The following is a 12,426-nucleotide window of genomic DNA, read 5'->3' as shown; positions in this document are numbered from 1 at the left end:
CCTCACTTTGCTAATCGATGTCACCCATCGACTTGAACATATGGCTATCGAATAGCACTTCATTTTCCAACACGACAATACTATTCACTATTTCTCGAACACCCTTACATAAATCAATTTCATCAAGTATTCGTTTTTCGTATAGCTCTACTAATCCTTTAATATTTTCGATCACTTCGGTGTCATTTGAATTGTTCCCGTCCTTTTTCTTGAGTTCCTCTATGTATTTATCTACATCTTTCTGCCCATTATTCATAAAATCAAACCCCCTTTTATATTATATTTTCGAGTTATCTCCGAAAAATGCATGCGCGCCCGAAAACCCGAAAAATTTTCGAAAACACGAAAGCGACCCGTAACGTAACGAGCCGCCTTTTTTTATTTTTCGCCTAACCTCGTCCGTACCAAGAGGTAGCTGATAGAGTAGGTGTTGCCAGAAGTACTTATTTAGGATACGAAAGTAACTATCGACAACCACCAATAAAGATATTAGTAAAATTAGCCGAAGTTATAAAAACTAGCGCTGATTATTTGATCGGACTAACTGACAATCCGTATCCAAAGGAACCAACTCGAAACGCAAAAGAGTTATTAAAGGAAAAGGATCTTCACTGGGATGGAGTACCTAACGGACGAGGAATTAAAACCTTTATGCGATTTATTAGAATTAGCCGTCCGAGATCGACTCCCAAAAGCAATACAGGAAGAAAGAAAAAATAAAAGAGCTAGCATGCCTGGTGGGAACAAAAATCCCTGCCAAACGGCAGGGTTATAGCTTGTCGACAAAATCGACAAACTGAAAAGAACCTATAGGCTCTTTAAAGATGATGTTAATTAAAACATCATACTTGTCACCAGTGATAGGTTGAATATCTGATTTGATAGTTCGTTTCGAAGTGCATTCCAAATAATTTGAAAATTGCTCCAAAATTATAATAATTACATTAGGCAAATTTAATTAATATCCACCTTTCCTGTTGCTTCTCGATTATTTGTCGTTCAAATTGTATCCCGCTTATATTTTTGTTTGTTTAACTAAATCAATTTGTATAAGCTAAAGTCGTTCATTCTTCGCGTAACAAGGAAAATATATGCACGGTATGAAAATGGTTGTTTGTGAAATACTGTAAGTAAAGCATCTTCCTAAAGGAGTGAATAACGTGAGAAACGGTGGAAGTAGAAAAATTCATCTATTTTTACTATTGGTCGTTACTGCCGTTTTTATTTGGTCAGCGATCAAACCAGCCAGTTACCTGACATGGGCGTTGGAGGTTAGTCCTGCCGTTGTAGGTTTGATCATCATCATCGCAACATACAATAAATTTCGTTTCACTACTCTCTCTTATGTCATTATTGCTATTCTATCCATTATTATGTTCGTCGGCGGCCATTATATCTATTCCAAAGTCCCTCTTTTTGATTGGATCAAAGACACTTATGACTTAAAGCGAAATCATTACGACCGATTTGGGCACTTGCTTAAAGGCTTATTTGCGATTGTGCTGAGAGAAATTTTATTACGAAAAACTCCATTAACGAAAGGGCCTTGGTTATTTACGATTGTTATAAGCATGTCGCTGGCCATCGCTGCTTTGTACGAAATTATTGAATGGTTAGTTTCTAAAATAGGCAAGGGAGGAGAAGCGTCGAAAGACTTTTTAGGAATCCAAGGCGATATTTGGGATACACAATGGGATATGTTATGCAGCTTGGTCGGTTCCATTGTTGCATTGCTCATCTTTTCTAAACTACATAACAGACTGTTAAAAAAAGAAATAATAAAAGAATAAAAAAGATGGGACTTCCTAGTGAAGTTGGTGGAAATAAAATGAAAACCATATCTCCTAAGTTTTTGCACAAATACAATTCATGTGATAGAAAGCAACACGAACAGGGTGTTTTCTCGGCGAGAGAACACCCTGTTTATTTGGGAAAGGAAAATAAGCAAGTACGTTTTCCTTCCATGAGTTGCTGAAGGGTACTCCATACACGTTTCTTCTGTTTTTGGATGGCTGGATATTTGTTCTCGATTCAACATCTTCACCTTCTGTCCATTCGGGATATTGCCAGCATGGACAGGAACAATAAGGTTTTAGCCCCTTCTTTCTAACTTTCTGTCGTTGGGGGCTGAAGATGAATCATAGCCACCCATTACCTACCGCTCACTCTTGTAAAGCGGACGATCCAGCGCATATAATCGTCGATATCTTTCCTCGCTTTTAAGCAGTTGTTGATTGCTGCCATCCATGGTGATTTTTCCGTTTTCAAGGAAAAGGATGCGATCCATTTTCTCCATCCCCATCAAATGGTGCGTTACCCAAATGATCGTTTTTCCCTTCAGTGTATCGAAAATGGTAGCCAATAAGTTTGCTTCTGTGATTGGATCGAGCCCAACTGTCGGTTCATCCATGATGACTATCGGAGTTTTTTGCAATAATATCCGTGCAAGTGCTATTCTTTGCCGCTCACCGCCGGAAAAGCGAGAACCTGTTTCATGCATGTTCGTCTCATACCCTTTAGGCAATTGCATAATCATCTCATGCAATTGAACCATCTTAGCTGCTTCATATACTTCTTCATCCGTTGCTTCCGGGTTGCCGAGGCGGATGTTGTTCATGACGGATGTATTGAATAAATAAGGCTTTTGATTAAGAACAGCCATTAATTTTGGAACAGCCGAAGCCAACTCATGTGCGTTCATCCCGTTTATACGCACTTCTCCACGAATCGGTACAAGTGCTCCTTGAATTAATTTCAACAGCGTCGATTTTCCAGATCCGCTGCGCCCGATAATGGCAATCTTCTCCCCCTGCCCTATTTTTAAACTAAAATCGTCCAGCAGTGGTGTTTCCAAAGTATATCCAAATGATAAATGGTTTATTTCAATCGTTACTTGAGATAAGTTCAGTGAATCTTTCCGTCCATCTGCTTCTATCTGAGTTTGAGAGGACTCTGCTTGAATGGCTTCAAGACGCTTTAATGAGTCTTGATAGGATGATGTTTCACTAACCGCCCCTGCAATCGGTAAAAAGGATTCTACTAAGGACAGGGCTGCAAGACCGCAAGCAGCAATCATCGTGGGCGAGAATTCTCCTCTTAGCGTTTGCCCATTGGCCCAATAGATGGCTATAACGACAATGGCACCAAGTACAATATGATTTAATACGTCCCGCCAGTTCACAAAGGAATGTTTCTTCGTTTCCAGTTCAAGCAGTTTTTGTTCTTGTGTTTCGTATCGCTGAATATAAGTCGCGTATTTCCCACTAAATATCCAGTCGCTTATGCCAAAAATCGTATCGGTAAACTGTTGATAAAGTTGGTGTCTTCCCCTTTTCCATTGTTCATTTTTTGTTTTCATATAAATGTATGAAATAATTGGACCGACAAAAATCAACAACCCTATGAATACAGCGAGGAGAATTGCGAATGGAATCGAGAAAAGTCCTGCACAAATAATAATCACTGTGTAAATGGCTAATGAAACAATCGAAGGAAACAGTATTTTTAAGTAAAAATCCTGCAAATGTTCAATATCATCGGCGAGTACACCAAGCATGTCACCCGTGCGTAAGCGGGAACGAAGAAACAATGCTTGCGGCTCAATGATTTTATATAAGCGGACGCGCATTTCGGAAAGTATTTTCAAAATGAATTGGTGTCCTGTCAATCTCTCCACATAGCTAAGCACAGCCCGGCCAATTCCGAATGCACGGACACCGACAATCGGCACATAAACCATTAAAATGGATTCAGGTTGTGTCGCCGCTTTAGAAATTAAATAACCCGAAGTAAACATCAATGCTCCGCCAAAGAGAATGGTAAGCGAACCAAGAAGAATAGCCAACGCAAACAAGCCGCGATATTGACGCAAATACGGGAAGATCCAATTCTCCTTGTCCATTAGAAATCCTCCATCTGTGTTTTAACAAGCTGATAATAAGTAGAATTCTTCCTTATTAACTGTTCATGTGTTCCGATTTCCACTATTTTGCCTTGATCAAGAACAATGATTTGATCCATATCCAGCATCCAATGCAAGCGATGAGTAGCAAAAAATACGAGCTTGCCGTTAAACAATTGCAGCATCGTCTCTTTTAATTCGTATTCCGTTTCAATATCAAGGTGGGCAGTTGGCTCATCAAGCATGATGATAGGACGGTTGCTTAAGAATGCCCGCGCGAGGGCGATCCGTTGTTCTTGCCCGCCGCTTAAGCTCCGTCCCCCTTCCCCTATGATTGTCTCGAATCCCTGCGGCAGCGATTGAATCATTTCGGCAAGGCCCGCTCTCTCTGCGGCCTTCTCAACTTCTTTGACTGTTGCCTCCGGATGATAAAAACGAATATTGTTGAAAACGGTATCGTGAAATATATAAGGGTGTTGGGGAATATATGTTATTTGGCTTTGCCAATTCAACTGGGATAAAGTTGTTAATTTCTTGCCGTTTATCTGAAATTCACCTGACGAAGGTGTTAAAAATCCGCTTAATATATCAATTAATGTCGATTTTCCTGCACCGCTGGCTCCAATAATTCCAATTTTTTTTGAGCCTGAAACAGAAAATTGGATATCTTGCAAAGCTGGACGATCGCTGTCAACAAAATGTACACTTACCCCTTTCACAGAAAATGTGCTTGTTGATTGCCAAAGGGGAATAGGATCCTGTTTTTGCTGCAGCGATTCCTTATCGAGGATTTCCTGAATTTTTTTGCCCGCATTTTTGCCGTCAAGCGTCGCATGGTAATCAGCCCCGACCTCCCTAATTGGCAGGAAGTACTCCGGCGCCAGGATCAGAATCGTCAACGCCGGACGCAACTCCATCTTCCCGTTTATTAAATCTATTCCAAGAAAAACGGCGACGGTCGCTATAGAAAGCATTGTAAAAAAATCCAATGCAAACGAAGATAAAAAGGCGATACGCAAAGTTCCCATTGTAGCCCGGCGATATCTTTCGCTTACTAAAATAATTTGGTTGATGTGCTGCCGGCTTAATCCTAAATATTTGAGGGTTTCCAATCCTCTCAAAGAATCGACAAAATGGTTGGACAGCATTTGATAGGATTCATATTGGCGATCTGCCTTTCTTTTTGCCGCCAATCCAAGCAATATCATAAAGGCAATAAGTATCGGAACGGCTAGGGCTAAAATGACAGCAGAGCGGATATTTATAAAAAAGATAAAGATGCAGATCATGGCAGGGATCATTGCCGAATTCATCAATTTCGGAAGAATCAGCTCCAAATAGCGGCGGAATTTCATTATTCCTTCCATAACCAAGGTGACTGTCTGTCCGGAGCCTTCTTCTTTTACAAAACGAGGGCCGAGTTGAAACAGCTTTTGCAACAATGATTCCCGGAACTCTTTACTCGTTCTCGCTGCAAAATGGTAGGCTATATTTTTTTTCCAAACGGTAAGCAGTTGGCGGACAACTAACGCAAGAAAGAAAATGATCAACTTTTTAAAGACATTGGCAAACGAATCTCCCCCGAAAAGGGAGGAGATTGCGTCTGCCAAAAAATAAGCCTGAATAATAATGATAGCACCTTGGATAGCCGTTAATATCGCCAGCCCAGCTAAAACTGGCTTCATCCCTTTGTAAGAGAACAACGCTTTATCCATCAGTATGTTAAATGCTCCTTGTCAGATACTCGTTTGCGGAATACGTAATAGCTATAAATAGTATATCCTAAAACAAACGGTAAAATAGTTGCCGCTACAATTGTCATTATTTTTAGGGAATATGCCCCGCTGGATGCGTTGTAGACCGTTAAATTAAAAGCTTTGTTCAAGGAACTGACCATCACCCTTGGGAACAGTCCAACGAATATCGATGATACCGTTAACACGATTCCAAGCCCTGTCATGGTGAATGCCATTCCTTCGCGTTTATTGGAAATGAAATAGTATGATAATCCAATAGCAAGCACAATCAATACAACAATAATAAGCTCAAGGATAGGGCGCACCTCAAAAATATCTGTCACAAACGAAGAAAGTCCCACAAAGACGACAAGTGATCCAAATACGGCCAACACCAATTTTTTCGCCAATGCAGCCGAACGTTGTCTGATCTCTCCTTCTGTTTTTAAAGACAGGAACGTCAAACCATGCAATAAGCATAGCAATGTAATCGTGAAGCCGCCCCAAATCGAATAAATATTAATAACATCCGAGAGCCCGGCTTCCATATTCATATCTTCATGGATCGGCACACCCTTAAGCATGCTTGTAAATAGAACACCTAGAAGGAACGGCGGCAGCAAGCTTCCGAAAAAAATCACCCAGTCCCACGTATTCGTCCAGCGCGTGTCCTCAACTTTGCGGCGAAATTCAAAAGCAACGCCGCGCCCAATTAGGCTCAGCAAGACTGCCAGCATCAATAAGTAATAGCCGCTGAACATTGTTGCATACCAGTGCGGAAATGCCGCAAAAATGGCGCCCGCTCCAGTTATAAGCCATACTTCATTCGCGTCCCAGAAAGGACCGATTGTATTCACCATGATAGTCCTTTCTTTTTGATCATGAGCAAGGAAACGAGTCGACATTCCCACGCCAAAATCAAAACCTTCAAGAAAGAAGAACCCAATAAAGAGTACGGAGATTAAGAAAAACCAAATTTCACTCAATTCCATCTTAAACACCTGCCTTATTGAATGGATCTATGGATACCGTTGAATTTGCATCTTGATGCTCTACCGGTCCTCGTTTAATTTCACGAACCATCAAATAAACCATCACCCCTGCAAGAATCGTGAATATCAGCGTGTACATCATGATGGAAAATAATATGGTCCCTGCAGAAACATTTGGTGATACAGCGTCAGCTGTCGTCATCAATCCAAATACCGTCCATGGCTGACGGCCCACTTCGGTCATGACCCATCCGAAAGTGTTTGCCAAAAACGGAAATGAAATAGCAGGAACAAGGGTTTTCAAGAACCTACTGCTTTGCAGAAGGCGTCCCTTTTTCCACAGATAAAGACCAATCATCGATAATAATATCATCGCCATGCCAAAGCCAACCATTAAACGGAAGCTCCAATACGTCGTTTTGACTGGAGGGATATAATTCGTACCTTCGCCAACGATTCGATCGTATTTTTTCGCATATTCGGCTTGGAGAGTTTTCATTCCTTTTAAACTGCCTTCAAATTTAGAATAAGATAAATAGCTTAATGCATAAGGAATATTTAGTTCAAACTTATTTTTTTGATTCTTTGTATCAATCAAGGCAAATGCTGACCATGGAGCAGGATCGGGCGTATCTTCCCAAATGCCCTCTGCAGCTGCCATCTTCATCGGCTGTGTTTTCACAAGATATTGTGCCTGTGCATGTCCGCTGAAGGCAGTACCCAAACTGCCGATGAAACCAATGATTAAGGCGATATTCATGGATTTCTTGTAAAATTGAATATGTTTCTTTTTTAATAAGTTATAGGCACTAACACCAGCAACGAAGAACGCTCCGGTACATAATGCACCTGTGATGACATGCGGAAACTCCACCCACAATTGTCCATTCGTTATAAGCGCAAGAAAATCAACCATTTCTGCCCTGCCATTTCTAATTTCATAACCAACAGGCACTTGCATGAAGGAGTTTGCTGTTAAAATCCAAAAACCGGAAAGCATAGTTCCAATCGATACAAGCCAAATGCTTGCCAAGTGCACCTTTTTAGGCAACCGATCCCAGCCAAAAATCCAAAGGCCGATAAAAGTAGATTCCATAAAAAAGGCAAGCAATGCTTCAATGGCGAGGGGTGCCCCGAAGACGTCACCGACAAATCTAGAATAATCCGACCAGTTCATCCCAAATTGGAATTCTTGAATAATTCCTGTTACAACCCCTACGGCAAAGTTAATCAGGAACAAATGTCCCCAGAATTTCGCCATTTTTTTATAAATCTCATTTTTCTTCACTACGTATAACGTTTGCATCAAAGCGATAATAAATGCTAGGCCAATGGTAAGCGGCACAAAGAAGAAGTGGTAGATTGTAGTCAAAGCGAATTGTATCCTTGCCAACATTACTGGATCCATGGCATTTCCTCCTTTAAGTATTCCCCAGAATTTGACCTGTGTTAATATCATGTTCATATTTTCACATAGATGACTATATGTTCAAAATTTCACATAACTATGCACCTTAACCCATGGTATTTCCTCCTTTAGGAATTTGATCAGAACACGACCTGGGGTGATATCAATTCATAAATTCACGAAATTAAACATTATTAACATGGGAAACGTGAAAAATGTACAAAAAATGGTCACCTTCTGAGTGGCGAAAACAGCTTTATTGAACGAGAAACTTACTAATACTATAACAAAAAAACGATCATAAATTCTTTGATAGTTTGACAAATATGTTACAAAATTACGGCGAAATTCGTAAAAGATCTTAATTGCATGTAAGATCATGATCACCATGTTTAGATTAATATGAAAAAAACAACGCCCTTAGAGACGTTGTTTTCCTTTCTTATATATTTTCATCGGAAAGTTCACTCAGGCACATTTAATCGTAACACCTTCACCATCTCGCCTGCATTCATCTCTTTCCGGTCTGCGGGAATAACAAACAAGCAATCCGTATCCCGTATAGATGACAAAACGTTCGACTGATCGATTCCAGCCGATCGGACGTAAATTTTTCCGTCTTTTACTTCGCTCTTTCCGCGTACAATGCGATAAAACGAGTCCTTTTTTTTGTAGTCCTCAGCGAGAAATGCTGAAAACGAAGGGAGATAAAAATCAGGTTTTCCTTGCATCCCCCAAATAACTGGACGAACGAACAGCTCAAACCCAACGAAACACGCTCCAGGGTTCCCCGAAAGAGCAAACAAAAATTTATCCTTCCAAACTCCGACAGTCGTCGGGCTGCCAGGACGCATTGCCACTTTGTTAAACAACATCTTACCGTCCCACTGTTCAAAAATGTCGACCAAAATGTCGTAATCCCCGACGGAAGCCCCGCCGGTTGTAATGACGAGATCGACTTTTTCCATTGCATCGAGAATCATTGATTTAGCGAGTCCAACGTCATCCGGCACCTTCTCGAGGAGAACAGGAATCCCACCGGCATTTAACACCTGAGCGGCGACCATGTAGCTGTTGCTGTTACGAATTTTTCCAGGTTCGAGCGGCTCACTTACGTCAAGCAGTTCCGACCCTGTGGCAAAAATAGCAACTGTCGGCCGGCGTGAAACAGTGACTGTATCGTAACCGAAGGCAGCGAGGAGGGCGGCTTCCCCGGGATTGATCTTGCGCCCTTTTTCGAGGATTAACGTACCTTTAGCCATTTCCAGTCCAACGGGAATGACATTTTCATTAGGGGTCGTCTCCTTTTTAACCACCGTATACGTTTGACCATTTTTTTGCATCTGTTCCGTCAATTCAATCATGACGACAGAGTCGGCACCTTCTGGCATCATCGCGCCGGTCATAATGCGCGCAGCCGTATTCGCTGTCAGTTTCTTTGTCGGAACAGCACCACACGGGATCGATTCAATGACTTGCAGAGTAACTGGACATTCGTCAGAGGCCCCTTTTGTATCAGTCGACCGGACGGCAAACCCGTCCATCATCGACCGGCGGAAGTGAGGAAAGTCGTGCGTCGCTACCACATTTTCACCGAGGTATCGGCCAATGCTTTCCGTCAGCTTCACTTTTTCTGTACCAAGCGGACGAATCCACGGTTCCAGACGCTTTTGCGCATCCCAAACGTCCACAATTTCTCGCTGAAATCTCATCTTTCGTCTCCCTCTTTCTGTAAACTTAAGAAAGGCATGCCCTAATGAACGTCCTTCCCTTTTATAAGGGCAAGTGCGTGGGAAAGGACAGGTTGAACGACATCAAAACATTCTTGTACCCCTTTCGGATTTCCCGGAAAGTTTACGATAAGTGTTTCTTTGCGAATACCTGCTACAGAGCGGGAAAGGGAGGCATACTTCGTTTTCGAAAGTGTTTTCATTCGCATCATTTCCGTTAATCCGGGAGCTTCCTTTTCAATCACGGCTTTCGTCGCTTCCGGCGTCACATCCCGAGGTGCAAACCCCGTGCCCCCAGTCGTCAGCACGAGATCACAGCATACCTCATCAACGAAGCGAATGAGTGTTGCCTCAATGACCGGTCGTTCGTCAGGAATAATCTCGTATACCGCTACTTCTCCGTCAATACGGCGGACAAGCTCACACAAGAGCAACCCGCCCCTATCATCCCGCTCACCGTGGAAAACTCTATCGCTTACTGTTAATACACCGACTTTCCAACCCAATCGTCGATTCTCCTTCCTCTCATCTGTCTTCCCTTACATAGTCACCGCTTTTGCCCCTGTTTTCCGCACCAAGTAGATGGGGCCGTTTACTTTGCTTTTGTCTGCAGCCTTGCACATATCCTGAGCCTCTGCACGACTAAAATCGGCAGTTTCTTATGTATTAGTTTGCCTCACTTGTCGGTTTAACCTTTGTACCTAGAAAACTAGTTAGGGCTGGCCGTACCTCATCTGTATCTTTGCCACTCTTCTAGAGTGTCGATGTCTACCCCCCATAGTGGATTATCAAAATCGACATATTTCAGTTCGGCTAAATGTTGTTGAATGACTTGCTGTGCACCTCGGTCTCCTTCAATACAAAGCAACTCCGGAAAAATTTCCGCATCAAACAAGACTGGATGACCAGGGACAGATGCATAGCGGGGACGGATAATTTTGATATTTTTTGACTTTGCAACATCATATGATTCCCGTAATCGCTTAACAACCGTAACGGGAATAAACGGTTGATCGGCCAAAAAAATAAATGTTGCTGAAACTTTATCCTGAATAGCTTTCACCCCGGCCTTTAACGAAGACGACAACCCTTCAGCAAAATTTGGATTGTGAACCACAATAGCCGGCAAATCACGGATATGTTCTTTAAGTAACTCGGTCTGTTCGCCGCCCACTACGACAACTGGTTGGAGTCCCGAGTGTACAGCTGTTTCAACTGCATGTCGAAACAGGGGCTTTCCATGCAAGTTAAGAAATTGTTTTGGTTGTCCCATTCGTTTAGACATGCCGGCAGCTAAAATAATAGCACCAATGTCGTTCATACACTTTTCCCACCAATTAAATAGTATGTGAACTACCCACCACCTGCGCTTCGCTCAGAGGTGAGGGCTTCAAGCGACTGTATGTTTTCGCCGAACAATAAGCAACATACAAGAACCCTTTACGCTTCCTTTCGTTCCGAAGGTGTTCATTCTTCCATAATATTTGTCAATACCACATTAGCATGTTTGCCGATGTTCAAAATGTAACATCTTGGAAGAAAGGATCATTTGGTAGGGCGCTGCAAGTAGAGGCGCCCCAGCCGTCAAACGTGAATTTTTTCTCTACCGTGCAGTGGCTGTCCCGGGCGAGCCGATCGCACTGCGAGTAATTCAGACACGATGGAAACAGCAACTTCTTCAATCGTTTCTGCCCCCACATCCAGTCCAACTGGTGCATGAATCGGTGCACTGTTCATGTCGGCGCCAATATTCTGAAACATCTCCCGAGTACGCGACAAGGGACCAAGTATACCTATAAATTTTGGTTTTGCCTGCAGTGCTAGACGTAGTGCAGCTTCGTCTCGCATTTGCAAGTGATTCATGATTAGCCACCAGTTCCCCTCCAGTTGTGCTGGATCAACCTCGTCAGGTTCAGCTACCAGGTGTTGGGCCATAGGAAAGCGTTTGACTCCGTTAAATTCTTTGCGTGGATCGAGCACGGTTACACGGAATCCGCATTTAGCAGCGAGCTCCGCCACTGGAACGGCGTCGTGACCTGCGCCGCAGATGATCAAATGTTCGTTTGGCCGCATCGTATCAATGTAAAAACGTCGATTATCGACTATAGCTATCTCCGCTCTCGTACGATTTTCGACGCGATCTATCAGCTTCCGCGCGACAGCTTCTGGCAGCTTGTCAATATCGCCGGCGATGGGATTTTTCTCGTCAAATACGACACGGATACCCGTTGGCAATTCAATAGCCAGTGAGATGGCACGATCTTGGGCGATGGCTTCCCGCACCGATCGCCAGAAAGGATCTTCAGAATGAATAGGAAAGATGGCGACTTCCATCGTTCCTTTGCAGCCAATCCCAAGAGACCATATTTCATTTTCACTGAGGTCATAATTTACGAGTCGGGGTTCGCCTTCTTCTATTGCTTTTTCCGCCCATCCATAAAGGTCCGATTCGAGGCAGCCCCCGCTGAGTGTACCAAACATATTACCTGTTTCGGTCATCATCATTTTGGCACCCGGCAGGCGGTACGCGGAGCCTTGTACCTGGGTAATCGTCAATAGAGCAGTTTTTTCCCCTTTTGCCCAAGCTTGCTCAATGTGGGTAAACACATCACGCGCTTCATCGATACGTGACACAACTGATCCTCTCCTTCTTTTTTTT

Annotated in this window: 10 protein-coding genes and 1 pseudogene; 2 read left to right on the top strand and 9 right to left on the bottom strand. The window is 42.8% G+C overall.

Translation table 11 applies throughout. The annotated features are described in order from the left end of the window. Window positions 1-10: 10 nt before the first annotated feature. Entirely contained in the window at window positions 11-256 is a 246-nt protein-coding gene (locus tag AC1WMD_RS11690) for a hypothetical protein (RefSeq protein ID WP_494257323.1), read from the bottom strand. Between the two features lie 209 nt (window positions 257-465). Here AC1WMD_RS11690 and AC1WMD_RS11685 point away from each other — a divergent pair. Together AC1WMD_RS11685 and AC1WMD_RS11680 are read left to right on the top strand one after the other, a co-directional pair. Beyond that, window positions 466-720: pseudogene (locus tag AC1WMD_RS11685) on the top strand (helix-turn-helix domain-containing protein); the annotation flags it as partial. 440 nt (window positions 721-1,160) lie between these two features. After that, on the top strand, window positions 1,161-1,790 hold the full coding sequence (locus tag AC1WMD_RS11680) for a DUF2238 domain-containing protein (protein ID WP_494257321.1): 630 nt from the start codon (window positions 1,161-1,163) through the stop codon (window positions 1,788-1,790). Window positions 1,791-2,155: 365 nt separating this feature from the next. On the opposite strand, the gene cydC is transcribed toward AC1WMD_RS11680, so the two are convergent. The 8 genes from cydC to AC1WMD_RS11640 all read right to left on the bottom strand — a co-directional run bounded on the left by cydC (window position 2,156) and on the right by AC1WMD_RS11640 (window position 12,401). Beyond that, on the bottom strand, window positions 2,156-3,901 hold the full coding sequence (gene cydC, locus AC1WMD_RS11675; protein WP_494257320.1) for a thiol reductant ABC exporter subunit CydC: 1,746 nt from the start codon (window positions 3,899-3,901) through the stop codon (window positions 2,156-2,158). Further along, window positions 3,901-5,616 (bottom strand): thiol reductant ABC exporter subunit CydD, encoded by a 1,716-nt coding sequence (cydD, locus tag AC1WMD_RS11670; RefSeq protein WP_494257318.1) that lies wholly within the window; start codon window positions 5,614-5,616, stop codon window positions 3,901-3,903. The genes cydC and cydD overlap by 1 nt, the downstream gene beginning before the upstream one ends. Beyond that, window positions 5,616-6,629 (bottom strand): cytochrome d ubiquinol oxidase subunit II, encoded by a 1,014-nt coding sequence (cydB, locus tag AC1WMD_RS11665; protein ID WP_494257317.1) that lies wholly within the window; start codon window positions 6,627-6,629, stop codon window positions 5,616-5,618. Before cydB ends, cydD begins: the two co-directional genes overlap by 1 nt. A 1-nt stretch (window position 6,630) precedes the next feature. Next, entirely contained in the window at window positions 6,631-8,037 is a 1,407-nt protein-coding gene (locus tag AC1WMD_RS11660; RefSeq protein WP_043904636.1) for a cytochrome ubiquinol oxidase subunit I, read from the bottom strand. Window positions 8,038-8,501: 464 nt separating this feature from the next. Further along, entirely contained in the window at window positions 8,502-9,749 is a 1,248-nt protein-coding gene (locus tag AC1WMD_RS11655) for a molybdopterin molybdotransferase MoeA (RefSeq protein ID WP_043904635.1), read from the bottom strand. Window positions 9,750-9,790: 41 nt separating this feature from the next. After that, window positions 9,791-10,273, bottom strand: a complete 483-nt coding sequence (locus AC1WMD_RS11650) for a MogA/MoaB family molybdenum cofactor biosynthesis protein (RefSeq protein ID WP_043904634.1) — start codon at window positions 10,271-10,273, stop codon at window positions 9,791-9,793. Between the two features lie 224 nt (window positions 10,274-10,497). After that, window positions 10,498-11,088, bottom strand: coding sequence for a nucleotidyltransferase family protein (locus AC1WMD_RS11645; RefSeq protein WP_043904633.1), 591 nt, complete (start codon window positions 11,086-11,088; stop codon window positions 10,498-10,500). A 263-nt stretch (window positions 11,089-11,351) separates the two neighbouring features. Further along, window positions 11,352-12,401 (bottom strand): XdhC family protein, encoded by a 1,050-nt coding sequence (locus tag AC1WMD_RS11640; RefSeq protein WP_043904632.1) that lies wholly within the window; start codon window positions 12,399-12,401, stop codon window positions 11,352-11,354. Between the last annotated feature and the right edge of the window lie 25 nt (window positions 12,402-12,426).

Source organism: Parageobacillus sp. NEAU-HV-2 (genome assembly GCF_059115485.1).
This window is presented reverse-complemented; position numbering and strand designations above follow the sequence as displayed.

Excerpts from the sequence above, each read along its gene's own strand:
- AC1WMD_RS11690 (WP_494257323.1), bottom strand. The coding sequence starts at position 256 with ATGAATAATGGGCAGAAAGATGTAGATAAATACATAGAGGAACTCAAG.
- cydC (WP_494257320.1), bottom strand. The coding sequence starts at position 3,901 with ATGGACAAGGAGAATTGGATCTTCCCGTATTTGCGTCAATATCGCGGC.
- cydD (WP_494257318.1), bottom strand. The coding sequence starts at position 5,616 with ATGGATAAAGCGTTGTTCTCTTACAAAGGGATGAAGCCAGTTTTAGCT.
- cydB (WP_494257317.1), bottom strand. The coding sequence starts at position 6,629 with ATGGAATTGAGTGAAATTTGGTTTTTCTTAATCTCCGTACTCTTTATT.
- AC1WMD_RS11660 (WP_043904636.1), bottom strand. The coding sequence starts at position 8,037 with ATGGATCCAGTAATGTTGGCAAGGATACAATTCGCTTTGACTACAATC.
- AC1WMD_RS11655 (WP_043904635.1), bottom strand. The coding sequence starts at position 9,749 with ATGAGATTTCAGCGAGAAATTGTGGACGTTTGGGATGCGCAAAAGCGT.
- AC1WMD_RS11645 (WP_043904633.1), bottom strand. The coding sequence starts at position 11,088 with ATGAACGACATTGGTGCTATTATTTTAGCTGCCGGCATGTCTAAACGA.